Annotated in this window: 23 protein-coding genes; 6 read left to right on the top strand and 17 right to left on the bottom strand. The window is 48.0% G+C overall.

What is annotated here, in order from left to right; translation table 11 throughout:
- Positions 1-22: 22 nt before the first annotated feature.
- The 11 genes from katG to ACJJII_RS02730 form a co-directional block, all read right to left on the bottom strand.
- Positions 23-2296 carry a catalase/peroxidase HPI gene (gene katG, locus ACJJII_RS02780; RefSeq protein ID WP_444918199.1) on the bottom strand — a complete coding sequence of 758 codons (2274 nt, stop codon included), beginning with the start codon at positions 2294-2296 and terminating at the stop codon, positions 23-25.
- Positions 2297-2671: 375 nt separating this feature from the next.
- Positions 2672-5020 (bottom strand): DNRLRE domain-containing protein, encoded by a 2349-nt coding sequence (locus ACJJII_RS02775; protein WP_444918198.1) that lies wholly within the window; start codon positions 5018-5020, stop codon positions 2672-2674.
- A gap of 86 nt (positions 5021-5106) precedes the next feature.
- Positions 5107-5748: an Lcl C-terminal domain-containing protein gene (locus ACJJII_RS02770; protein WP_444918197.1), complete on the bottom strand. Its 642-nt coding sequence runs from the start codon at positions 5746-5748 to the stop codon at positions 5107-5109.
- On the bottom strand, positions 5748-7331 hold the full coding sequence (locus tag ACJJII_RS02765; RefSeq protein WP_444918196.1) for an ethylbenzene dehydrogenase-related protein: 1584 nt from the start codon (positions 7329-7331) through the stop codon (positions 5748-5750). Before ACJJII_RS02765 ends, ACJJII_RS02770 begins: the two co-directional genes overlap by 1 nt.
- Positions 7332-7623: 292 nt before the next feature.
- Positions 7624-8226 (bottom strand): glutathione S-transferase N-terminal domain-containing protein, encoded by a 603-nt coding sequence (locus ACJJII_RS02760; protein WP_444915520.1) that lies wholly within the window; start codon positions 8224-8226, stop codon positions 7624-7626.
- Between the two features lie 83 nt (positions 8227-8309).
- Complete coding sequence (locus tag ACJJII_RS02755) at positions 8310-8561, bottom strand: HP1242/YdcH family protein (protein ID WP_282931240.1); 252 nt, start codon at positions 8559-8561, stop codon at positions 8310-8312.
- A gap of 314 nt (positions 8562-8875) precedes the next feature.
- Complete coding sequence (locus tag ACJJII_RS02750; RefSeq protein ID WP_444896086.1) at positions 8876-9628, bottom strand: TetR/AcrR family transcriptional regulator; 753 nt, start codon at positions 9626-9628, stop codon at positions 8876-8878.
- A gap of 145 nt (positions 9629-9773) precedes the next feature.
- Positions 9774-10793 (bottom strand): cytochrome d ubiquinol oxidase subunit II, encoded by a 1020-nt coding sequence (gene cydB / locus ACJJII_RS02745; RefSeq protein WP_444918195.1) that lies wholly within the window; start codon positions 10791-10793, stop codon positions 9774-9776.
- Positions 10790-12178, bottom strand: coding sequence for a cytochrome ubiquinol oxidase subunit I (locus tag ACJJII_RS02740; RefSeq protein ID WP_444918194.1), 1389 nt, complete (start codon positions 12176-12178; stop codon positions 10790-10792). The genes cydB and ACJJII_RS02740 overlap by 4 nt, the downstream gene beginning before the upstream one ends.
- Before the next feature lie 317 nt (positions 12179-12495).
- Entirely contained in the window at positions 12496-13053 is a 558-nt protein-coding gene (locus tag ACJJII_RS02735) for a GbsR/MarR family transcriptional regulator (protein WP_282931244.1), read from the bottom strand.
- 136 nt (positions 13054-13189) lie between these two features.
- Positions 13190-14143: a DUF1853 family protein gene (locus tag ACJJII_RS02730; RefSeq protein ID WP_444918193.1), complete on the bottom strand. Its 954-nt coding sequence runs from the start codon at positions 14141-14143 to the stop codon at positions 13190-13192.
- A gap of 263 nt (positions 14144-14406) precedes the next feature.
- Between ACJJII_RS02730 and ACJJII_RS02725 the strand changes: the two genes are divergently transcribed.
- Entirely contained in the window at positions 14407-15309 is a 903-nt protein-coding gene (locus ACJJII_RS02725; RefSeq protein WP_444918192.1) for a bile acid:sodium symporter family protein, read from the top strand.
- A 211-nt stretch (positions 15310-15520) separates the two neighbouring features.
- Positions 15521-16438, top strand: coding sequence for a glycosyltransferase family A protein (locus ACJJII_RS02720; RefSeq protein ID WP_444918191.1), 918 nt, complete (start codon positions 15521-15523; stop codon positions 16436-16438).
- An 80-nt stretch (positions 16439-16518) separates the two neighbouring features.
- Here the strand turns inward: ACJJII_RS02720 and ACJJII_RS02715 are convergent, their stop codons facing one another.
- The 3 genes from ACJJII_RS02715 to ACJJII_RS02705 all read right to left on the bottom strand — a co-directional run bounded on the left by ACJJII_RS02715 (position 16519) and on the right by ACJJII_RS02705 (position 21048).
- Positions 16519-18879: an autotransporter family protein gene (locus ACJJII_RS02715; protein ID WP_444918190.1), complete on the bottom strand. Its 2361-nt coding sequence runs from the start codon at positions 18877-18879 to the stop codon at positions 16519-16521.
- 151 nt (positions 18880-19030) lie between these two features.
- On the bottom strand, positions 19031-19825 hold the full coding sequence (locus ACJJII_RS02710) for an OmpW/AlkL family protein (RefSeq protein ID WP_444918189.1): 795 nt from the start codon (positions 19823-19825) through the stop codon (positions 19031-19033).
- Between the two features lie 293 nt (positions 19826-20118).
- On the bottom strand, positions 20119-21048 hold the full coding sequence (locus tag ACJJII_RS02705) for a LysR family transcriptional regulator (RefSeq protein ID WP_444896093.1): 930 nt from the start codon (positions 21046-21048) through the stop codon (positions 20119-20121).
- A gap of 113 nt (positions 21049-21161) precedes the next feature.
- On the opposite strand from ACJJII_RS02705, the gene ACJJII_RS02700 reads away from it, so the two are divergent.
- Genes ACJJII_RS02700 through ACJJII_RS02685 form a run of 4 tightly spaced genes read left to right on the top strand, consistent with a single transcriptional unit; the run spans position 21162 to position 23923 of the window.
- Positions 21162-21380, top strand: coding sequence for a hypothetical protein (locus ACJJII_RS02700; protein WP_444918188.1), 219 nt, complete (start codon positions 21162-21164; stop codon positions 21378-21380).
- A gap of 2 nt (positions 21381-21382) precedes the next feature.
- Entirely contained in the window at positions 21383-22312 is a 930-nt protein-coding gene (locus tag ACJJII_RS02695) for a sodium-dependent bicarbonate transport family permease (protein ID WP_444918187.1), read from the top strand.
- A gap of 6 nt (positions 22313-22318) precedes the next feature.
- A complete protein-coding gene (purE, locus tag ACJJII_RS02690) occupies positions 22319-22810 on the top strand; it encodes a 5-(carboxyamino)imidazole ribonucleotide mutase (protein ID WP_282931253.1) in 492 nt (163 codons plus the stop codon).
- Between the two features lie 12 nt (positions 22811-22822).
- The gene (locus ACJJII_RS02685) at positions 22823-23923 is read left to right on the top strand and encodes a 5-(carboxyamino)imidazole ribonucleotide synthase (RefSeq protein ID WP_444918186.1); all 1101 of its coding nucleotides are present in this window, start codon (positions 22823-22825) and stop codon (positions 23921-23923) included.
- Between the two features lie 3 nt (positions 23924-23926).
- On the opposite strand, the gene mnhG is transcribed toward ACJJII_RS02685, so the two are convergent.
- The 3 genes from mnhG to ACJJII_RS02670 are packed head-to-tail and all read right to left on the bottom strand — an operon-like array spanning position 23927 to position 25069.
- Positions 23927-24271 (bottom strand): monovalent cation/H(+) antiporter subunit G, encoded by a 345-nt coding sequence (gene mnhG / locus ACJJII_RS02680; RefSeq protein WP_413663319.1) that lies wholly within the window; start codon positions 24269-24271, stop codon positions 23927-23929.
- Complete coding sequence (locus tag ACJJII_RS02675; RefSeq protein WP_413663318.1) at positions 24261-24596, bottom strand: cation:proton antiporter; 336 nt, start codon at positions 24594-24596, stop codon at positions 24261-24263. Before ACJJII_RS02675 ends, mnhG begins: the two co-directional genes overlap by 11 nt.
- Positions 24596-25069, bottom strand: coding sequence for a Na+/H+ antiporter subunit E (locus ACJJII_RS02670; protein ID WP_413663317.1), 474 nt, complete (start codon positions 25067-25069; stop codon positions 24596-24598). Before ACJJII_RS02670 ends, ACJJII_RS02675 begins: the two co-directional genes overlap by 1 nt.
- Between the last annotated feature and the right edge of the window lie 20 nt (positions 25070-25089).

Here is a 25089-nt window from a genome sequence, read left to right as displayed (position 1 = left end):
TCTTAATTGAGGTACATGATCCCTAAGACTGAGGCTGATCAACCCGATCCAAATTCATTACTTTGGTCCAGGCCTGCACAAAATCATTTATAAACTTGTCAGCGCCATCACTAGAAGCATAAACCTCTGCGACTGCCCTTAATTCAGAGTTTGAACCAAAAATCAGATCTACAGGTGTGGCTGTCCACTTTGCCTGGCCACTTTTGCGATCTTTTCCTTCATAGATACCTTCTGATTTTGCCGACTTGGACCAAACAGTAGATATATCGAGCAGGTTCACAAAGAAATCATTCGTCAGTGTGCCGGGGCGCTGAGTAAGTACACCATTCTGTGAGGAGTCGGTATTTGCATTAAGTGCGCGCATTCCTCCAACCAGAACAGTCATTTCAGGCACACTCAGGGTTAACAGGCTGGCTTTATCAACTAATAACTCTGTAGGGGTTCTCCCATAACCATCGCCAAAGTAGTTGCGGAAGCCATCGGCCAGAGGTTGTAGTACCGCAAAAGAATTAATATCTGTTTGTTCCTGGGAAGCATCGGTGCGTCCAGGTTTGAAAGGGACCTGAATTTTATGTCCGCCTTGCTCTGCTGCTTTTTCAATGGCTGCTGCGCCCCCAAGTACAATGATATCTGCCATTGAGATTTTTTTGCCCCCGGATTGGGAACTGTTAAATTCCTGCTGGACTTTTTCCAGCGATGCCAGGACTTGTGATAGTTCAGAGGGATCATTTACCGACCAGTCCTTTTGGGGTTCCAGGCGAAGACGGCCACCATTGGCACCACCGCGAAAATCTGAACCACGGAAGGTAGAAGCTGAGGCCCAGGCAGTCCTCACTAGATCGGGAACGCTAATGCCTGCCGCCAGTATTTTTGCTTTGAGAGAATTTATATCCCGGCTGTCAATCAGAGGGTGATCAACTTTGGGGATAGGGTCTTGCCAAATTAAATCTTCTTCGGGTACCTCCGCTCCCAAATAGCGCGCGCGAGGGCCCATATCCCGATGAGTCAACTTGAACCAGGCTTTGGCAAAGGCGCGTTGAAATTCTTCCGGATTTTCCTGAAACCGTTTGGCAATTTCTTTGTAGCTGGGATCGAACTTAAGGGATAAATCCGTGGTAAACATGATGGGGGCATGGCGCTTGTTCTTGTCGAATGCATCGGGCACCAGATTTGCCGCGCTCTGATCATCGGGAATCCACTGAACGGCACCAGCTGGACTTTTTGTCTTCACCCAATTGAATTTAAACAGGTTGTCCAGATACTGCTGGCTCCAATTGATCGGGGCGGCAGACCAGGCCCCTTCTAGGCCGGATGTCATTGTGTCGTCGGCATTTCCTTTCCCACACTTATTTTTCCAGCCAAGCCCCTGCTGCTCAATTGGGGCGGCGGCGGGCTCTGGGCCGAGGCAATCAGCTTTCACTGCACCGTGAGCCTTACCAAAAGTATGCCCTCCAGCAATCAAGGCTACTGTCTCTTCGTCATTCATCGCCATGCGGGCAAAGGTTTCGCGGATATCTGTGGCGGCAGCCACCGGATCGGGATTGCCATTGGGGCCCTCCGGGTTGACATAAATAAGCCCCATTTGCACAGCGCCCAGGGGCTTGTCCAACTCTCGGTTGCCGGTGTAACGCTCATCTGCGAGCATCTTGGTTTCGGGCCCCCAATAAACCAGGTCGGGCTCCCAGTCATCCTGTCGCCCCCCGGAAAATCCGTAAGTGGGGAATCCCATGGACTCCAGGGCTACATTGCCGGTTAGCACCATAAGATCAGCCCAGGACAATTTGCGCCCATATTTTTGTTTGATGGGCCAGAGTAGACGGCGGGCTTTATCGAGGTTGGCATTATCAGGCCAGCTGTTGAGGGGATCGAAACGCTGTTGGCCGCCACGGGCACCACCGCGACCATCACCGATCCGGTAGGTGCCAGCGCTGTGCCAGGCCATTCGGATCATAAATGGGCCGTAATGACCGTAGTCTGCGGGCCACCAGTCCTGTGAAGTTTTGAGCTGAGTTTCGATGTCCTGTTTTACCGCTTTAAGATCCAGGGTTTGGAATTCGGCAGCGTAATCAAAGCTGTCACCCATTGGATTGGATCTTGGAGAGTGTTGCCTGAGGGGACGCAGATCCAGCTGATCAGGCCACCAAAACCGATTGGACTTTGGCTGTCCTTCTACTGCACCCTCAAGAATTACTGGATCAGTGACGACTTCCTCATGGGTATCTGCGACACTAAATGGCGCGACTATAAATATTGAGATTAATAAAGCGACATAACTACGATTATATTTTATTAACATTTACAGTATCTCCGTACGATCGTTGGTACATCCTTTGGCTCATTATTTATTTGATGATGAAATACCTGACTCTATTCCTTACCGCTGATTTCTTTTGCCCTTTGGCTGAAGCGTAGTCTTGGATATGGGGTTAATAGTATATAAATTTTATAGTGTCGCGTTTAAAAGGAATTAATTAGGTAGATTGGTAAACTTAATTACTGGTTCTTTTATTTAAAGGAATTATGGTTTTGGACTAGGGCGACGTTGATATTTTTATATTTTGAAGAAATTCGTGCCAAAAAATTTGGATTGTAAATATAAACCAGTGTTGGAGAAATAAGCTACACAGAACGGGATAAATAAGGCTCTCCGGACAGAGAGCCCTGAAGGCAATTAATTACAGAGTGTCTGTAAGGTAAGAAGAGGGCTCTGCCCGCTCTCTTTGGAGCTTAAATCCAGACCGTTAATGCCCCGTTCCGATGCGATGACCAGGCCGTTATTATTATCGTTTAACCAGCTGTCGACGATTCCTGAGGCTCCCAGGTCAATGAGATGCCGGCCGGTAGAGGAGGGGATAAAACTGCCCACCTGGAGTCCGAGAATAGAACTACCCCCGACAGAATCCCAAGTGGCCGACTCTTCCCGCCAACTTTGTGTTGCCATGTAAATGCCGTAGCTATTGCTGGAGGTATTGGTTACATTCAACTCGAGTGTCGCATCAATATACTGGCGACAGCTTAAATCTGATAGGTCAAAGCGAATGAGGCTATAGAGAGTTCCATAGGTTAGATCACTGCCGTCGGCGAGGAGTCCATCGCTATCAGCATCGAAATTATCATCCTCTTTTCTAGATGAAATAAACACATCGTCTGAAGCAACTTGAGATACCTCTTCACTAATAGAATCGCTGCAATCGGCGGTTACCCTGAGGGCTGGGGCAATACCGGTTTCTTGTGAAGAGATATCTACCCCATCACTGCCACTCAGTGAGGCAATGACTAAGCCAGTATTTTCATTGTTCAGCCAACTATCCAGAAGACTTGATGAACTCAAGTTCACCACTTGGGTTCCAGTAGACGACGGGGTAAAGCTGGCGGCCAACTGTGAAAGCACCGTTGATCCACCGACAGAATTCCAGGTGGCTGATTCCTCACTCCAGTTGGATTCTGCTAAATAGATACCGTAACTATTACTGGAACGGTTGGTGATATTTAACTCGATCTCAACTGAATTTATCATTGAGCAGTGAGATAAATTGGAGAGATCAAATTTAATCAGTGAGTAAAGCATTCCATAGGTGCTATCGCTGCCATCTGCCAGAAGGCCATCTGAGTCATTGTCAAAATTACTGGAAGAGTAGCGCGATGAAATAAATGTGTCATCAGTCACTGGTAGTGACAACTCGCCATTACCACTGTCGTCCTCAAGCATAACGCTCCTGCCAACGTTATTTTGTGCGAGAACCATAGCTTCACCAATTCGGTTGGCGCTCCACCAATTGATATTTTCCGGTAATACAAGAGGATTATTGGCTCGATCTTCTCGCGTCAGGGTACTTGCGCTGTTATCGAACTGTGCTGTGCGTACAGTGAGTTGGTCAAAGCTGACCTGGATAACTTTAAACTGCTGGATGCTGGCCATATCTATGGTCCAAAACTTGGCATCATTTGCTGAGCGAGCTGGTGCTCCCCAGCTTCCCTCACCAACGTAAACGGTGCCGCCTGTTTCGTTGGTTGAAAAATCGCTATTACCGGGGGCAACGACTTCGGTGACTTTGGTGAGATGGGTATCTGATTCGACCACCATATTCATGGCATAGTCATAAAAGGGTTGTGCCCACCAATTAAATAATGTGGGGTTGTCAGATTTACCGCTGTAGTGGGGGAACATGGGCTTGTGGTACTGGGCAAAGCGCCAGTGACTGTAGGCGCCAGTTCCTGCTAAATCACTCTCAAGCCAATTGTTCATGGCGGTAGCATAAGATGACCAGCCGCTTTCCTGGAATTGGCTGTTTAATGTATAGACGCGCAATAGGGGGGAAATTTGTACTGCGCCGTAGGTATCACTAGGGCTACAACTACCATCCGCATTGAAGTCCACACCAAAGACCTGGCAGGTGGTTGAATAGTTGTCATCCTCATGATTCCCATGCGTAGGTATTAGAGGGTAAATACGTTGATAGCTATAGCCATTAATTTCGTCGTTGGAGTAGGTCAGCGTCCAGTCTTGTAAAAAGTCATCCATTTCCGACGCACTGTTGGCGTTGGTAAAATCACCGCCATGCATAACGGCCAGCGGGCGAATTTTGGCTAGTAAAGCATTGCCCTCGCGCCGTGTTGTATGCCCCGTGCGGGTATCTCCCCCAGCGACTATGACGAAGGGAGACTCCTCCGCAGGAGCCGTTTTAAACCAGAACCGGTCGCCACAGCCGTCCTGATCACACACACGATAGTAAACTGCTGAATCCGGTGTTAGGTTTTCCAACCTGACAAAGTAGCTATCTAAGCTGCCATCGAAGGTAGATGTTGAATCAACCCCTTGACTGCTCCAGCTATTTTCATTGGTTGAATAGCCAAAATTAATATAAGGATTACTACTGTGGCCGTCTGGCGAAAAACCGATAACGGCACTGGTGGATGCATCACCATCCCAGGCCAATCTGTGGTGTTTAGTTGCTGAACTGGCATTAATTGCCAAACATAGAGTCGAGATAGCAAAAGCAGCGCTTAAGAACCGTCTCATCGGGGGTTTCCTGTAAGTAGTGGTTATTATTTTCAGGCGCAGCAGCTATAGAGATTAGTCGCAAAAACTTGTGCGGCGCGCCGGAATTATTGTGGATCTTTATTACAGGCCGTTGAATGATTGGAGACTAAACGAACGAAAGCGGCGTTTCGGTAGGGAATTGTGACGGTTTTTGCATTCATAAAATTAATTGCGCCAGCACCTGTTCCCAGGTATTGGTAGATGCCATATAAAGGCCTGTCAAAATTACGGGTCCAGTAATCTCCCTTTTGAGTTTTCGGGAAATATTCAGTCGCAATTAGAGGTCTGCCAGATTTACTCTCCTGCAGGATAATGGATCGTAACTCTGTAATATCGGGGAGCCTCCAGTTTTGCGTTGCACACAATTTCTGTTGATTGGTATTGCGAATCAAGTCCTCGGTATCACACCGCTCTTCTTCAAAATAACAATCTCCATTATTATCTATACCCTCTTCATATTGATACCATGAATAGGTCCACCTTCCATCGTGAATTCCTTCGTCGTCGGTTTTTACTTCCCAAAGAAGCCCAGTATCGGTATCGCAGATACAGGACCAGGGGCCTGCCCAAGCCTCGATAGGCTCCCCATTTTTATCAATTTTAACTAAGTGATATTCCCTTGGCAGAGGTTGTGATGGTTGGTGCAGTATGACTGCATAGACCGTGATTGCAGGAAAAATGAATACCCAAAATATGCGCACAAACATTATTGATCTGCCAACTTGATTTTGACGGGGAGGGCATGGCGAGTGTGGGCGATTTGCGAGTGATCAAAGGCAGAAACCCAGAGGCAAATACCGTCTTTTATTGCTACATCTAACGCTGACCCAGTATTTAAATTACGCACCATCTCCATAGACCATTGGCCGTCCTGCCAAACAGCATAGGCCCTGACATCGGCACGATCTCCCTCAAAGCGATTTGAGGTATAGAGGACTGAAGGCATAATCGTATTGATAGGATAATTGTCATCTTCAGCCGTGTATGGTTGGTAATCAAACCAGGAAATAGTCCAATCGCCCTTTGTATCCTCGTTTTGATATGGAGTCAGGCTGGAGGGAGTTTTGGGTAGTCGTTTTGGTGTAACGTTTTTTGAGGAGAACCACTCCCAGTTCATTAAGTATGCCCCGGACTCTTTGCCATCCTGGAGGTACCCTGCCGTATAGCGGCGTGCTCCTGGCCTTACAATGTCAGGCCTGCCAATATAATTGTCATCTGCCAGATGCATTTTATTGGTTCTTACCGCTTTCCAGTGCCAGAGATCGTGTATTTCATCGGATGAGCTGTAGTGGTAGCCCTTGCCGTGCCAATTTGCGGGCAACTGTGCTGATGGTTTGCGGCCCAGGTGAGAGGTTCCCGAAGCACCGAAATCACAGGAACTGGAAAGCAGGATGGCAAACTTATCTTCATAATGACGGGTTTCATTAAAACTTTGAAAACCTTGCTGTTGTATTTCCCAGTCAGAACCAACTTTTTTCAGCGGTAGGTGTTTCAGGCTTTCAGTGGGATCTTCCCAAGTGATATGAAAAAATATTTCCTGTTGGTTATGCAAGGCTCTCAAGTTGACGGTTGAGCTACCATCAATAAAGTTAGCACCTCCGTCAGTATGGATTTTAAGTGATATGGCTGAGGACCATGCGGATTCTTGGGGGATTCCATCTATGTTTATAAAGGTTTCCGGACTTATTTTCTCAACTGTAAGATCGTGGTAACTGTTATTTGTAACAATAATCCAAAGTAATAAAGTGATACAGCCGGTAGATAAGTAGGTAAAAATTGAAGTTCGATAGCCCGATCGAGTATTGGGAAGTAAATAACTCAAAGTCTTCAGGCCATAGGTTGTTAGGTAAACGCCAGCGTGAAGGAATATATAGAGTAGGATCGCAAAAGCACTATAAAAGTGTGCCTGGCGAAAGATAGAAGCATTGCCGGAACCAATAAATAAAATCCAGCCACTTAAGATCATGAGTATTAAAAAAAATGAACCGATGCGTGTTACTACTCTATGGTAGCTAATTGATGTTTTATTAGGTTCACTGTATGAGTTTGTATTTTTTAATTTAATTGTTACTTTATAGAATAAGTAACAGAGAAGGATGGCTGAAGTAACAATTGCTACAAAGAAGTGAATATCATGAATCTGTCCCTGGGGTAAAAGCTCTTCGATATTTCCAATACTTGGCTTAGTCAAGGTGGAGATACGGAGCCCCGTTAGCAGGCTACATAAAACTGCAATAATGGCCACGCTGTGCAGGATTATCCAAAGAGTACTCTTCGGTTGTTTGGCCATGGGAGTATTCCAAAAGGGGTTAGGCTAGTAAAAAAGTGTGGCATTTATATTAATTAAAATAGACTGTTTTCTAATGGTAGAGTCACGGCTCCTAAAAAAGGAAGAATGCACTGCGCTGTAGTAACGCATAAAGAATGAATTCCGATTCCGAGCTTACCGAGATGTAATCACAGCGAGTCTCAGTGGTAGAGTCACCTTTCCGCCTGACCCAAGAGTGTACTACTCAGTATTTTAACCTGTTCAGAACAAATAGCGGGATAACTTATTCTTGTCGGTATTCCGCATTCTGTAACTACTCATGCAGCTGACACTTATTCAGGCTTTCACTTTTCTCCAAATCTTCCGATATGGCCATAAGTTTCGGGTGGTCACTTCTCCAGTCAAAATCTTCATGGCGAAAATCAAGATAGGATAGTGCTGAGCACAAGTTAATATGTGGCAAACTAAGACTGGCGGGTAATCGATCCAGGTGCTTTTCCAGGTAATCAAGAGATCTCTCAATAGCACTGAAGTAGCGCTGCCACCAAAAATCAGACCTAAGTTCTTCCCGTGCACGCAGCTTTTCCATTTGCAGATGCACTGCTGCGTCCATTAATCCAGAGCTGACACTGTGAAAAGTATACAGATCCCAATTGTTGTCCAGTGGTGCAGATAAGTGACCATCCCCTAAGCTTTTATCAAGAAATGCACAGATGACTTCGCTGTCAATGATCGAGGAGCCATTATCCAGGGTTAGGCAGGGGACTTTTCCCAAGGGGTTACTGGAAATAAGTTCGTCGTCATTGTGAAAGGGGTGAGAGAAATGCTCTGTTACCACAGAGTGCAGACGCTGTTCTTGCACAACAATGCGCGCCTTGCGCGCAAAGGGGGAGGAAAAGGTCAGGTACAGTTGCATAGGCCAAGCTCTTTTTGGCTGCCTGCCCTTTCGGCAACTGCAGCGACCGCCAGTGCTGCTACGAGCAACTGTTAACGCGTACTTTAGTGATGGGTAATCACTGAAGTAATGCGGTTATAGAGGTGCTGTTTTAAGTAGGCTCTCTGTTTTTTGAGGCTGGAATAGTGATCGTCGTCGGTGCCAATACCACTATCCTGAAGGCCTCTTATTTGTTTATCCAGTTTGCTGTAGATGTCGTTTTCAAGTTTGAATTGAATATCGTCTTCGATGAGCTGCTTGATTGTGTCTGCATATTCTGGGAAATCCACCGAGAGCTCGTGTGAAGCAATGGGCATAAGGGACCTCCACAATCGATATTAGTTAATGAAGTGTAGGTTCAGTCTTGCCAGTTACAAAAATGCAATTCTAGCGCTGCTTCCCTTAATCAACATAGTTATAAAGTGAAGTTAATATAAGTTTGTATATAGCGATTTGATATATATAAAAGTTGAAGCTATTTTATTAGCAAATATTTTTTACTCTCTTTTTTTTGATTATTGGTAATTGTTAGTCAGGTGAGGCTTAAACAGAGGGCAGAGTGGAAGTGACAGGCACAAAAAAGCCCGACAATTACTTGTCGGGCTTTTTTATTGCGGTTCTGCTACTGGGCTTAGGCCGAAGCCTCCAGTGGGGCAAAGCGCAACTGGCGCCTCTGCAAAAGCTCACCGAGGTAGAGCTTTAAGTAGGCTGCAGCGGCCCGTTTCCCCTCTGCTGCGGAGTCTTCTGTTATTTTCCCAAAGCGGGAATAAGACTGGGAGCAGAAAGAGTCGTTAATGTTGATGGCACACATAAACCGGTCTCGCCAATCCTGAGAGGGTGGTAACTCAAACTCCCGAGACAGGTTCTTGATCAGAGTATCTGCCAGGCGCCAATTGTTTTCCATTTGTAGTTGGCGTAATGCCCAACTGGACTGAGGTCCAAAATGTACTTTTAGTGCCGCGAGATTCTCTTCATAGTAGCCGCGCACAAGGTCGCACAGCTGATTAAGCATATCCTGCCAGCTTTCTGACGGAGAAAAATCCGAATGGCCCAATACTACGTCACCGAAAGACTTATAGTGACGTTCGGCCAGGGCGGTTAAGCTGGCATCTACACTTGGGAAGAAATGATAAACAGACGCTGCTGGAACACCTGCAACCTGACTAAGGTTTGCGAGGCTAATATCCGTAGAGTCTTGTTCAGTAATTAATACTTCAAGGGCGTCAAGAAGCTTTTCATACTTCTCCCGGCCATTTTTGCGTTGTGGTTTGCGCGGACTGGCGGTGTCGCGCCGGCTGATTGCTCGTCGATCGATTTGGTTCAAACTACCTCCCCCTTTAGACAAGCGGTACTGGCCATGGGCTAGCATACGCTTTACTTCCATGTAAAAAATTGTCTTTTGGAATTGATTATTATAATCGTACCAAATTCGGGCGAGCAAGAAGAACTTGTTTGATTTGTGGGGTAGTTCCACCTTAATTAATTAAATTCGGCTAGCAGGTATTTCTGCCAGCCGAATGGAAATGTAGCTAGTGATAATGTAGCTCTGTCGCCTTTCCTCGGAAGACGTAATAAGAGAAAACGGTATAGGCGAGGATGACGGGAACTACTATTACCGCACCCACAAGAATAAATTTTAATGAGGCGGTGGCACTGGCTGCCTGCCAAATATTTAGTTCGCCGGGAACAATATCAGGGAAAAAGCTGAAGGCCAGGCCGATAAAGCACATCAGGAAAATAACGACGACCGTAAAAAAAGGAACCGCTTTATGTCTGTCCGCAGGCTTAGGCATTCTCGCCAGCAAAACATCATTGGAGACAAAAGCGATAAAGCACAGGGTGGGGACGAGTAGTACAAACATAACCAGAGGGTAGGTAAACCATCGGTCGAATACGGTTGGGTTTACCAGTGGGTTGATGGCCGATACTGCAACCACCCCAAGCAGGGTGGCCCGTCCTGCGTAACGGGTCCATGTGGTCGCTCGTTTTTGCAGCTCCGACTCGGTTTTAAGAACCAGCCAGGCGCCGCCAATATAGGCGTATGCGGCGGTAACTCCCAGAGCGCTGAGCGCTGAAAAAAGCTGTGCAGACCAGTCGGGCTTAAAGCCAATCACGTACTGTCCCAGCATGTACCCCTGCGCAAGGCTGGTAATGATAGACCCCGCTTTAAAGGTTCGATCCCAGGTTAGCTTTTTGTCGATGGCAGCCTTGGCACGAAAGTCGAATGCCACTCCTCGCATGATTAGCCCGACCAGCATAATCGCAGCTGGTATATATAGGTGCATTAACACCAGGTTGTGTGCGATTGGGAATGCAATCAGGAGCAAACCGATTGCCAGCACCAGCCAGGTTTCGTTGGCATCCCAAAAGGGGCCAATGGATGCGATCATGGTATCCCGCTGGGATTCTTCCTCTTCTCCCATGGGGAGCAAAATGCCCACACCAAGATCGTAGCCATCCAGAATTGCGTAGACTATTACCGCTAGGCCCATAAGGGCGACAAAGGCGACAGGCAGCCAATAGGCCGCTGCAGAAGCGCTACCGGTCATTTGCCTTCTCCCTTGTCATTTTTCTCGGTATCTTTTGGGCGGTTGGTTAAGCTAGTTCCGGCGAATAGTTCCTGAGTTTCAAACTCCTCGACTTTTACAGACTTCAGGGCCATCACTTTCAGGGTTCTTATGTACGCATAGAGCAATATCACGTAGACAACCAGATAGAGGGTTAGGGAAAAACCGACATGAGAAGGTGGTACTGGAGTAACAGCGTCGGCGGTTTTCAGTACTCCTGTTACGAGCCAGGGTTGGCGTCCAATTTCTGTGACATACCAACCGGCCAAGGTGGCTATCCAGCCGGAGAATGTCATCGCGACCAGGGTTTTAAGCATCCAGCGAGGCAGCTCACCTTTACGCAATAGATAGACCCCTCCCCAAGCGGTTAGCAGCATCAATATGCCTATGCCGACCATAATGCGGAAGGCGAAAAATACGGGGGCTACCGGTGGGTGATTATCGGGGAAATCATTAATTCCTTTGATCTCACCATCCCACTCATGGGTAAGGATAAGGCTGGCCATCTTGGGAATGCCGATCGCCAAATGGTTGGTTTTCTCTTCTCCGTCGGGTATCGCAAATAACAGCAGGGGTGCGCCGCGCTCTGTTTCCCAGACTCCCTCCATTGCGGCGACTTTTTGCGGTTGGTGCTCAAAAGTGTTGAGTCCGTGTAAGTCACCCACATAGATTTGAATCGGAATAAAGATGGCAGCGAGAATCAGTCCTGTTTTAAGGGCGAGCCGGGGCGCGCGTTTGGGGTCTCCTTTAAGAATCCGATAAGCGGAAATCCCCGCAACAAAGAAAGATGCCGTCAAACCCGAAGCCAGCAGCATATGTGTAAGTCGGTAGGGGAAAGAGGCGTTAAAGATAATTTCCATCCAGCTTGCCGGGTAGGCGACTCCATCCCGTAAATCGAATCCGGCAGGTGTTTGCATCCAGGAGTTGAGAGCAATAATCCAAAAAGCGGATAGAGTGGTTCCTGTTGCCACAATAAAGGCAGATAAAGTATGTATTTTGCTTGGCACCTTATTAATGCCAAACAACATAATGCCGAGAAAGGTTGCTTCGAGAAAGAATGCAGTAAGTACTTCGTATCCGAGAAGCGGGCCGGCGATATTGCCGACCTGGGCCATAAAGCCGGGCCAGTTTGTTCCGAACTGGAATGACATGGTGATGCCACTCACTACGCCGAGAGCAAATGTCAGGGCAAAGACTTTTACCCAAAAACGATATGCGCGCATCCAGACCGGATTATTAGTTTGGTCGTAGCGTAATTTAAAAAAGAAAACGATCCACGCGAGTGCGATGGTGATTGTTGGAAATAGAATATGAAAGCTGATATTTGCGGCAAACTGTATCCTGGAAAGGATCAGGGTATCTAGCATGAGAGCCTCTGCTGGTCTGAGATCTTTGAACCAGTGAGCCGATTAGCACCTCCTGTGCTAATCGGCACTGCAAGAAAATATAGAGGCAGGTGTGTGTTCCCGCGTATACAATCCTGCAGGAGCCGACTTTGGATCGGCAGCGGCACGGCCTTGTGCCGTTTTTAATCCAGCACTATGGGCTGCTGGATTAAAAATATGCCGGGGCTTTTAGCCATGGATTTAGCCCTATGGGTTTCTCCCCGGAATAAGTGCTTCAGATGAAGGTGTTATTTCGCTTTGAGTGCAGCGGTATATTCCTCGTGCTAGCGTTTTTTTCGCTAGTTTGAGGTGTTCTGTCCACCTGTCATCTTACTTTTGAGTTCCAGTAGCTTGACGATACCGGAGCCTAGCTTCATCAATTTAAGCAGGTCCTGGTGTTCTAGCTTGCTGAGTGTGTTGGCAAATTCTTCGAGCAGCTCCAGCAAGCTGTAAACTTCCTGGATTTTTTCCTGTGCCTGGGCATCCAGCTCATCTTGGGGTTCATTGAGCAGTAGCTGGCGAAGCAGACTTAATGTAGGGTCGAGCTCTCGCTTGCGGCGCTCCTCGAAGACAGTGCGAGCGAGGTCCCAGATTGACCCAGCTGCAGTGAAATAATCTTTGCGATCGCCCGGTTGATGGTGCAGCTCAACCAAGCGCCAGGCCTGTAGCTCTTTGAGCCCCATACTGACATTGCCACGACTGATCTTCAGTGCCTGGGCCAATTGCTCGGCATTGAGTGGCGTGGGATGAATGGTGAGTAGGGCAAACATTTGTCCCACCGTGCGATTGAATCCCCAGCGGCTACCCATTTCACCAAAGTGCAGTACGAATGCCTGGGCTTGACTCGATAGTTTCATTTACTTCTTAAGTTTCAGAAATTTCTGAAAATTGTAAATGTAAATTGATCTATGTCAATCACCAATTTAGAAAATAATGTGAGGCCAGCGAGAGGCTCCCGGATTCTGATCTGGGGAGAGGCTGGCGCAGCCGGGGTTATATGCTCAAGCTACTTTTGGCTCTTTGGTACCAGTTATCGGGCACGATAAAGCCTCTGCTGGCTTCGCCGTTTTTATCGACGGCGGCGATGCACAGTGGGTGGGTAAAGCTTTCGGGCAGCAGCGCCTCTAGCAATTGATCGGCAGTCATGCCGGTGGTGCTGCTCTGAGGCGCCAGCCAGGCTTGCTTGGGGAGCGCTAGCCACTCGAGAGCACTGCAGTTTGCCTGGCTCAAGGAGAATGACCGAAACTCAGATAACGATACCCACCAAAGATCATGACTGGAGGGCCGGTGAAGTGTATCCAGCAGTTTGAATAGTCTCCCGGGCATTAGCGCCCACTGGCGATCTATCTCTAGGCCGTGCTCTTTCAGCATTGATTGAACTGCCGGCATTTCAATCAGTGGCAGTTGATGATCTGCCATTCTTGCCAGTTTGATATCCAGTCGGTCCTTGATTCCAGGCCCCACCCAATGGATATCGGTAACCTGGAGATAAAATTTTACGGCAATTTCCCAGTGTTCACACTGGTTGCTGGGCAGGTGTTGCACGACGAAGTCGAGTTCCCCCAGTGTCTTGCCGCCGGACCTTAGAGGGAGGTTTTGGTAGAGCAGCTGGTAGTCGGGATGTTTGTCAAAGGCAAATGACCAGAGCCTTTCAAAGTAAGTGCCCAAGCGGTTGTTGGGTTTGTTGAGGTTGAGTTCGTGCTGGTAATTATCCAGTTCAGGGGAAAGTGCATTTTTTACTTTCGGGCAGGAGAAGTATTCCAATAGGGACTTTCGTCGCGTGGGTAGAAGCCAGGGGAGTTGGTTAGCTGCACTAAAAGCTGTAACGGAGTCCTCGCTAGTGGGAATATCCGAACTTCCCACGGACCACATTAAGTTGTCCCAATTATCTACCTGTCCGCTTTTCAGGGAGGAAATCATGGCCTTCTGTATCGTTTCCTGAGTCATTAAACTTCTGTATATTGCTAAAATACAAGACAGATTGGTGAAATCATCTATGATTGCTTTACCATCTGAACTAAAAATAATAATTACACTTATAAGAATCGATCCGAGCACCAAAAAAATCAGTGAATTACCGATGTCGAAATAAGTCGCCTGGCAGTGAAGTTTCTGCCTTGATTTCGTTATCCATCTCCAGTGCCAGCTTTATTCTGGGAGTTGATTTTGGTCGGGTATTTTTCTTACAGTGACTGATACTGGAGAAAATCATGGAATCAGGTCCCCTTATTTCGATCGGCTTGCCTATCTCGCTGTTTATCATCATGGTGGGAATAGGGATGACCCTAACTGCCAGGGATTTCCATCAGGTAACGGTAAAGCCCATTGGCCTTATTATCGGAACTTTTACCCAAATTCTCCTGATGCCAGCTATAGCAATTGGCCTCTGCTGGGGATTAAATCTACCACCGGCCATTGCTGTTGGCCTAGTCATTATTGCCGCCTGTCCGGGAGGCACAACATCGAACCTGTTTACCTTGATGGCTCGCGGTAACGTGGCGCTTTCTATTGTATTAACAGTTTCTGCCAGCCTGATTACTATTGCCAGTTTACCGCTTTTCGCAAATTATGCGCTTCGAACTTATTTCGGCGCTGACCAGACTATAACTCTGCCATTCGCCAGTACAGTGGTGATGTTATCCAGTATTGTCCTCTTGCCTGTTGTGATAGGGATGCTATTTCGCGCCTGGAGACCGCACCTGGCTCGCCGCGCAGAGGGAATAGTCAGTATTTTTGGCGGGGTTGTATTGCTTGCACTGGTAGCAGGCCTTATCTGGGGAATTCGCGATCGCCTTGCAGACTTGATGGTTCAAGCTGGCCCCTCGGTCATTCTATTGAATCTCTGTGGTGTGCTATTGGGGCTTCTTATCAGCCGGGTTGCTGGCCTGCCAAAGCGGGAGGGGGTTGCGGTTGCAACGGAACTCGGTATTAAAAACAGTACCATCGGAATGATGGTAACCCTCACGCTTTTACACTCGAGTGAGATGTCCGTGCCCTCAGCAGTTTACGGTGTATTGATGTTCCCATCTGGCGTTCTTTTGGCGTTATATGGTCGCCGTGGTGCAGCGAAAAAACTGGCCTCTGAGACGGAAGGAGCAGGTGAAGTAGGGTAGTAAATGTTGCATTTACCGAAAACTAGACCATACCTTTACTATTGAGGGTGTGGTCGATCTTGGAAAATTGAGCTCGCCTATACCAATTTCTGTTACTGCACTATGAATTTCAATAATTCTAATGTGCGGTCACAGATTACTGAATGTCCTTTTTAGGTATATGTCTAAAACCAGACATTGAGTTGTCTCAACCCCAGATTGTAAAGTCAATATGTTCAAGGGTTTTACGGCGAAGCGCAGCAAGAAAAATACAATCAACAACAACCTAAAATTAGATGCTCTGGTCTGGAAGAGAATATTGGAGCAGTCGACCCTCAGTGGTAATGATTCTGGGGTAGGTAATGCGGCTAAACACAGTATTGTTGTTTCTCTGACTAGCTATGGAAAGCGAATCCATGATATCCATTTGTGTATCGAGAGTTTATTTCAGCAGTCGCTAAAGGCGGATTTAATTGTACTTTGGCTATCGACCAAAGAATTTCCAGATTATATGTTGCCCAATATTTTAATGAAGCAGGTGGATCGTGGGTTGAGAATTGAATTTGTTGATGAAGATCTAGGACCTTACACAAAGTATTATTATGCGCTTCAAAAATTTCCTGATAGCCTGATAGTCACGGTGGATGACGATATCCTCTACCCGATGGATGCCATCGATATGCTGTATCAGTCATATTTAAAGTTTCCGTCACATATTTTCTGTCATCGAGCTCACAGGATAGGTGTTGATAAAAAAGGTAATGTATTGCCTTACAATAAATGGAGGACAACGCGGGAAACTTGGAAGTGCAATATGAATATCAAACCTTCTTATCGCGTTTTTCCTACTGGAGTTGGGGGTGTTTTATATTATCCCGGCTCTTTACATCCCGATGTTCTGAATAAAGATAAATTTTTGGAGTTATGTCCTAATGCGGATGATATCTGGCTTAAAGCCATGAGTATGAGGCAAGGAGTCCGTTGCGCAAGAGTGCCAGATGTTCGTTTCTGGAGGGATAGGTTTTTAACAATCCCTGGGTGTCAGGCTAGCGGCTTGAAGAAACAGAATTTAAAGGGAAAGTGTGGTAACGATAAGAAAATACGCAGAGTATTCTCTGAATATAATTTATCTCAGTTACTGTTAGAGTGAATAGGCGCTGCTTAATATAGAGTTAATGTAGCTGTCGCACTCTAAGGTTGATATTTTGCTTTCAGTTTAATCTCAAACTGCTACCACTTATAACGAAACCCTAATTCCAAGCCTCCGGAAAAACTATTCCCCAGGTTTTCCAAACTGCTGCTGTAATAAATTTCTGAATAGATAGAACAGTGATCACCGCACTCATCGTAGCTCGCGCCCAGGCGCAATTCACCGTACCAGGTATCAGGTTTTTGACTGAGTCGGGTTTCCGATACGAGTAAATTAGTCCTCTGGTCGATATTGTAAATAAGGCTCGGAGTTGCGAACAGAGAGAACCTTTCCAGGGGAATTGAGCCATACATATTGCGACTGCTCTTACGCTGGCTCTTGCGCTTTTCAAAGATGGTTCCCAAGCGTAAGAGGAAGCCATTGTTATTGATATCTGTAGCTTGTACTGCATAGATATCCTGCAAGTTATTGGCTTCCTCCGAGGTGTAAATCAATTGCGCATGGGGTGTCCAGGAATAGTAATCATGCAGTTTAAAACTCTTGCCGCCCTCGATAGACAAGGCGTAACCAAATGCTTCATCGCTATTATTGAGTTCGCGCAGTGATTTGGCATCCATTTCAAAGTCAAACCAATTTAGCTTAAGTTGACTATCAATAAAAATGCCATCCAATCCATACCAGGTGACAAATGCGCTGACGCCGTAGTTACTCGCATCGATTGAGCCATCACCAAAAAATGAACTCACATCGTTATTTGAATCGCCGTAGTGCAAAGCGGCGCTGCCAATAAGTTGGCTTCCAAATACGGAGACTTGTATTGGTAAATCAAAGCCCACTTGTACTTGATAGTAAGTCTGTTTCCAGTTTGCACGGGTACTGGATTCATTGGGGTCAAGGGTAATATGCCGGGCAGAGTTCCTGATCCAAAGTCCACGATTATCAATTGCCTGCTCTTGGGCATCGCTATACTCGCTACTGGCCAAGTCCAAATAGCTTGTACCTACCCAATAGCGATTGCCCAGGCGGCTGCGCAGTGAAGAGGGAATATTGAGTGTTCTGAGAATTTGCGGGAGGGCTTCGTAGAGTACTGCAGTAGGTTGCCAGCGGATCATTCCGCCTTCAGGAAATACTGAAGAGTTATCCACAGTTGAACGCAAATACCAGCTGCCTTCATCACTTCCTCCTGCGCCGTTCTGGTGCAATGTGTAAGCATAGGCTCCACCTATCACTGCCTGCTGATCATCTTTACTGACAAAGTCCCCTGCCAGAGTGAATTGTGCATTTGATTCGCCTTTGACGGAAACCACCTTAATACCATTGCCCTCTGTCCGCTTTCCTTTACCTGAGCGGTTAAAGACAGAGATAGTGGTGGTGCCAGAGCTGTCTCCTTCCACAATTAGTTGATCGCTCTGTGAAAAATCATCTTCAAGGACGGCGTCTACCCATAGGCGCCCATTATTAGAGCGGTATTGCCCATAATTTCCATTATCGTCTTTGGCTATGGTGAGGGTGTTGAACCTATTGTTGGATAGATCAATGGTTCCACTATTGGATACATCTCCTGAAATTACATAACTGTCGCTATCAAAAAATGCCTGTCCACCCCAGCGAATGTCCAGGCCGAGGGAATTCCCCTCCGAATCGAGACCTCCTCCGACAGCTAAACTCCCAGTAAATGTCATTTTGGAGCTACCCCAGATAACGACTCTTTCCCAGTTATTTAGAAGAGTCCCATCAACGGAGTAATCCAATTTAAATATTAAATTGTCGACTTCACCATCATTTGCACTGAGATCATCACCACCATCCAGTATGACGTCTCCATCGAAAGAGTGTGAATCTATCAGTAGGGTGTCTGATCCGGAGCCGCCTCGAATTTCGTTACTGATGCCCTCATCCCAATAGATGTAGTCATCGCCGTTTCCGCCATCCAGGTAGTTAAAAATGAACCCTCCATCCAAGGTGATTGTATCGTTTCCTTCTCCTCCCCAGACGTGAAAGGACAGCCCATCGAGTAGAATCAGGGTGTCATCTCCATCGCCTCCATGAATGCCTCCTCCCCCCAGATAATTCCCTACATCACTGGATCGCTCGTCGAGAGTTATCGTATCGTTGCCAGCGCCACCGTCGGCAAATAAGGTAACAATTCCTCCCGTGATAATAATTTCGTCATCTCCCTCTCCCGCAAGTACATTTTCCGCCGTCCCACCGTTGAGAATGATGGTATCGTTGCCGGCATAAGTTTCTATGTCCGCACCATCGGGGTCATTGTCTTCGTCACAGGTGATTTCATCTGCGGCAGTGGTGCCACTATTGCCGGGGGTACATTGTGCTAGAGAGTGGCGGCTAAAAATAAGCAGTGCAGAAACCGTCATAATGAGTAGGAATATTTTTACGAATCCTACAGAAGAAAGCTGGAAGCCAGTTTTTTGGGGAGACACAGTTATTCCTTTTATTGTGCCAGACAGTTGTAATACCGATTAGGTTTTTAGCGGCGAAGTTATAGTTGGGGACAACGCAGCTCGTGTATGAAATAACTTCAAATTTTAAGAGTATTCGCTGTCGCCCAACTGTATGAAATTGCTCCGGGAACTAAAATTTAATACCTACCCCAAAATTTATGATCCAGGGGTTGTAGTCAAAATGGGCATAGAGGCGATCCCTGCCTAGTTCAGTGGGGAAGTCGACGGTGGCATCGGTGTCTGCCAAGTAGTAAACCGTGGACAAGTTAAGCACTAGAGGATACCTCCAGTCGCGGAAATCAAAGATATAATCCAGGCCGGCTTGTAACCCCCAATCCCAGGAGTGCCCCATGTTTAATGATCCTGGTGCAACTGACAGTCCAGAGTCTAAAAGGTATTCGTTAAACTGGCGGCTGATTTCAACCGTGTGAAAGTTGGTGTAATTGATCCCTGCACCGACGTAAGGGCGAGCGCGATAGGATGGATCTAAGAAGTACCAGTTGCCGAAAACCATTGTCGTTGTAGTGCTAAAGTCGCCGAGCTGGATTTGGTTTCGCCCAGGGTTGCCGGTGAAATTATCCAGTTTTGTACCATAGCTGGCGCCATTAATATGCATTAATTCTATGCCCCAGCGATCGCTGGGCCGCCACACTCCCGAAATTTGCCATGCATGAGTCGTGTCGATTTGCCAGCTGCTGTTGTATAAATCCCATTGCTGTAAAACTCTATACTTAAGCGCTGTACCCTCATCGTTTGGCTGGACATAAGTCAGGCCAAAACGAACAATGAATTCACCCCATTCGATATCACGCCAATCATCCTGGGCATGGGTCGATAATGCTGAGAGAGTGAAAAGTAGGGTAATAATTCCTTTATTAATTCCTTTTGCGGTCATCTCGATATCCATCTCTGAAAATCCGGACACAGGCAAAACAGCTTATCTGCCATAGGTGGCTTTGGTTGATAATTATTGGCAGTGCATGGGCCAAGTACCCCAAAAAGTAGCAGGACTGAAAAAGACCGCAGGGAATTTTTCAAAATTTGAGGCCTAAATTATCTAGCCAGGTTTACAGGGAGAAGGGAATTTATAAGGAGAGAAAGAATAATGCGCTTGGTGCCTTTGGGGGTATAAGTGTCTATTCGAGTTTACAGGGAAATTTCCACTGCGAGTATTGGGTGCAGTGTATTCTTTCCCTCTTTTCCAATGATAAGGCTGGGCTACGGGAGATTACCCAGGGGCACTTTTTCCAGATTGCGGGCGTACTCCAGGAACTTCTGTGCTGCTGGTGATAGCGGACGTGATTTGCGTCGAGCCAAATACCAGTGGGTGACAATGGGAAGCTCTTCGACATCGAGAATTGACAAGCCTGCACGCCCGCCAAATGCCAGGGTATGCTCCGACAATATAGAGACCCCGAGACCGGACATAACTGCGTGCTTAATGGCTTCATTGCTCTCAATGGTCATACGGAGCTTGAGGTCTACATTACGTTTGCGCAGGAACTGTTCAATGGCATGGCGTGTACCGGAGCCCTCTTCCCGATGTAGGAACTGACATCCTGCAAATTCTTGCAGGGAGATTTTCTTGCGGGAGGCCAGTGGGTGCTTCTCAGGCGCGATAGCCAGTAATCGGTTGGGTAGAAACTCAACCAGCTCCAGGTCCTGGCTCTTTGGAGGATGGCTGAATACGTAGAAGTCATCTTCATCCTCACCAGTGTAATCAATGATCTGTTGGCGGTTGCCCACCCTGAAGTGGATATCCAGTCGCGGATGCTGCTGATAAAACTCCCCGATCAGGTGTGGGATAAAGTATTTGGCGGTGGTCACTACTGCCAGTTGTAAGCTGCCGGTATCCAACCCTCGCAATTGGGCCAGTTTCAGGTCCAGATACTCGTAACTCTTCAGGATTTCCCGGGCACTTTCTACCAGGGTTTGCCCGGCCTCCGTAAATTGCAGTTGCCTGCCCACCGAGTAATACAGAGGTAAACCCACCGCATCGGAGAGTTTGGCCAGTTGCATCGATACGCTCGGCTGGGTTAGGTGCAGTTTTCTGGCTGCGGCGCTGATATTGCCCAACTCATAGACGCAGAGCAGGATCTCCAGTTGTCGAACGGTTCCAATGCGGGCATGGGCACGAGTTAGGGGCACAAAATCACCTATATAGGTTTTGGTTTATAGTTTACATAATAAATATCTATTTTTATCTATCAATAGCAATTCCGATAATGCGTCAATTTCAATAACCAGTGGGGGCATTATCAATGCAGAGATCACAACTCTTCTTTGGCGTGGTTGTCGGCTTGTTAGTTTTATGCGCAGGCTTGTCAGTAAATCTTGCCGGTATGAACGGGGTTCCCTTGATGGCTGTAGGCCTAGTAGTGGTTCTGGCCAATGCTGCTTACTGGCTGATGGCGCAGCAAACCCCGAAACGCATACGTATCTCCAATAATCGCTCCAGACAGCGCCGGGGACAGCGATAGAGATGCAGTTGGATATTGTTGTTGGTTTCTTTCTGCTGGGCGCCTTTGCCCAGCTGGTTCGCAGTGACCTGCGTTTACCCAAAGGTCTTTACCAGAGCTGCGTTATCTTCCTGCTAATCGCCATCGGCCTAAAAGGTGGTGCTGCTTTAAGTGCGTATTCCGCTGCCACCCTGGTTCCTCAGTCCCTGGCGGTGGTGGCTTTTGGTGCTCTGTTACCTATGGCGGCTTTCCCTATCTTGCGCTGGATTGGCAAGTGGTCACGTGTGGATGCGGCGGCAACGGCGGCGCACTATGGGTCTGTCAGTGTTGCCACCTACGCGGTGGCGGTGGCCCTGCTACAGTCACAGAATATTGAATACGAAGCGTATTTCCCTCTGTTTGTAGCACTTCTTGAAGTCCCGGCAATCATTGTCGGCATGCTGTTGGCGCGGCAATCGATGGGCAGTTCGAGCAAGCGCCGGGTGTTTCACGAGGTCACCTGCAACCAGGGAGTACTGTTGCTCCTGGGGGGAATCGTTATCGGAGCCTGGGCTGGAGAGCGCACCGCTTCAGTAATGCCTTTGTTTGGGACCCTGTTTCATGGCATATTGGCGCTCTTTCTGCTGGAAATGGGGCGTGTCGCTGCGGCGCGGTTGGCCGATGTTAGAGGGCAGGGGGCTTTCCTGCTCAGCTTCGGCATTTTTATGCCGCTGATTGGCGGTGCCGCTGGCGGTATCTTGGGGAGTTTGTTGGGTTTGTCGCCTGGTGGTATCTTTCTGCTCGCGGTGCTCGGTAGCAGTGCCTCTTATATCGCTGTGCCTGCGGCTATGTCCGTTGCCCTGCCGCAGGCCAATGCTAGTGTGTCCATCACTTTGTCCCTGGCAGTTACCTTTCCTTTCAATGTGCTGGTGGCGATTCCCGTCTATCTGGCGCTCGTTCAATATTGGAGTTAATCGCAAGTGAAGCCGATTCCCTTTGAAAAAGTCACTATCGTAATGGGTTCCCGCTCAGATTGGGCCACCATGAGCAACGCGACTAAGCCTCTGGAAGAGCTCGAAGTTCCCTTTGCTACTGCTGTGGTTTCGGCCCACAGAACTCCCCAGCGTATGGTTGAATTTGCTAGCCGTGCCCACGAATCCGGTACCGAAGTGATTATTGCCGGCGCCGGCGGCTCCGCCCACCTGCCGGGTATGATCGCTGCTTTGACTCCCCTGCCTGTGATCGCAGTGCCGGTTGAGAGCCGCTTTATGACGGGTATGGACAGCTTGTTATCCATTGTACAGATGCCACGCGGTGTGGCGGTAGCAACCCAGGCGGTCGGTGCTTCCGGTGCCTACAATGCAGGTTTGATGGCTGCGCAGATGTTGTCTTTGGCTGATGCGGAATTGCAGAAGCGCCTGATCGCCTGGCGTGAGCGTCAGACCGAGCAAGTCCCGATCACGGTTGAGTGATAGGAGATCGTTGTGAGTAAGAGACGAGTTGCCATTATTGGCTGTGGGCAGTTGGCACAGATGATGGCTCAAGAGGGGCAGCCCCTCGGAGTGGAGTTCAGTTTCCTGGCTGAGACCGGTGAAAACACCGACTGTGTGAAGGGACTGGGGACTATCGTGGAGATGGAACCGGGACAGGACCCTGAGGCCTTGTATCAGGCATTGGGACGCCCGGAAGTGATCACCAGTGAGAGAGAGCAAGTGAGTGTGGACTTGCTGCGCTCATTTCAGCCCTTCTGTCCGGTATATCCGGACCCGCATATTACAGAGAAGGCCCAGCACCGCTTGCGTGAGAAGCGAGCACTCACAGACTCTGGACTGCCTGTTGCACCTTTCGCAGCAGCACAGGGTGAAAAAGAGCTGCGGGAAGCGGTCGACCAACTGGGATATCCGGCGTTTATTAAGAGCTGTGAAAATGGCTACGACGGCAAGAACCAATGGTGTGTGAAGAGTGCTGCAGACTTGGATGCTGCCATTCCCCAAGCTGGAGATCAGGAGTGTGTGGTTGAGGCTGGGGTGAATTTCGCCTGTGAAGTCTCCATTATCGGTGCTCGTTCGGCATCCGGTGAAATCAAAGCTTATCCGCTGACGGAAAACCGTCACCGCAACGGCACCTTACTGCTGTCCACCGCTCCCTACGACAACCCGGAGCTGCTCAAGGCCGCAGAGGGTTACCTGGCGACCCTGCTGAAGGACTGGGACTATGTGGGTGTATTGGCCGTTGAGTGTTTTGTCAGTGAGGGCGGCCTGATTGTCAACGAAGTGGCACCGCGAGTTCACAACAGCGGTCACTGGACCTTTGTCGGCCCTGAGGCCAGCCAATTTGCCAATCATATCCGCGCGATACTGGATATGCCCCTGGGCGATACTGCCTGCCCGGTGCCAGTTGCGATGGTCAATATGTTGGGGGTTGATGTAGCTCCGAAGCAGGATAACGATGGTGTTTGGCTGTACGGCAAAGCACTTCGCCCTGGGCGCAAAATGGGTCATGTCATTTTACAGGACCCGGATATGGAGCACCTGCGTCAGCGCAGCGAAAGTATGATTGAAGAACTTTACGGCGAAAAGATTTAGTGCTTACTGAATATTGCGCATCGGGTTCTTGAACTTGAGTTTGTAGCCGGTACCCCGCCACATGGGAGTGCCGGCTCGATAAGCCGCCCGGGCAATCATATGGACACCAATTGGCACTGTAAGTAATAAGAATAAAATAGCGGCTATGGCCCTGGCTGTTACCTGAGCGTCGCTAAAAAGAATTGCTACGCCCGCCAGCAATAATCCGCAACACACCGTAGCCCCTTTTCCCGATGTACTCATTCGAGTGTAAAAGTCCGGCATTCGCAGCAAGCCCAAAGCGGCGCTGAACCCAAAAAAACTGCCCACCAGAATTATCAAAGCGATAAAAATTTCATCAAATGTCATCATGATCCCTATGGCTGTGGGTGACTGTGCGCGAGCCGCTTTTTTCAATAAAACGGGCAAAGGCCACACTCACTAAAAATGCGACCAGGGCCAGGGCGATGGCAGCGTCCAGATACACGGGTTGTCCCGAGGCGATTGCCAGTAGTGCACAGTAGGCTACCGCCAAAATATTGAGAACATCCAGGGCGACAACCCTGTCTGCTAAGGTGGGGCCCAAAGCGATACGCAGGAAGCACATCACCAGGGCGAGTAACAATAGAAAGGAAGCAATATTGATTGCTACTGTGACCAGTGGCGAATGAATATCGATAATTGTGAGAAACATCAGGAAACGGCCTCCTTAACCCGTTTCTCAAATCCCTCCCTAATCTCCTCGCGAAAGGTTTCTGGATCACTGACAAACATAGTATGTACGATTAAGGCATCATTGTTGGGTGTGACATCCAATACCATAGTGCCCGGTGTCAGCGAAATTAAGTTAGTGAGAATAAAAATCTGGTTTCTATCGAGCCTCTCCATGGGTAGTCGTACTACCAGGGGCCGGCTTTGCAAGCGGGGCGAAAAGACTTCGTAGGCGGCACGCAGGCTGGATAAAACAAGCTCCTCGATAAAGAAAAAGAATAAATGAGCCAAACGGGGCAAGCGGGTAAAATAAGTCTGTGCCCCGGGTAATATAGGTGAGACTCGCAGTGCCAGAAATCCGATCAGAAAACCAAAGAAAAAATTTGCCATGGAAGCATTACCGGTCAGGGCCGACCAACTGATCGCGAGCAATAAATTTAATAGAAAAATACGCATTTCTATTTATCCATCCCAAA

This window comes from Microbulbifer maximicatervae (SeqCode), from assembly GCF_052467825.1.
Note: the sequence above shows the minus strand (reverse complement) of the source record. Positions and strands in the feature narration are given on the sequence as shown.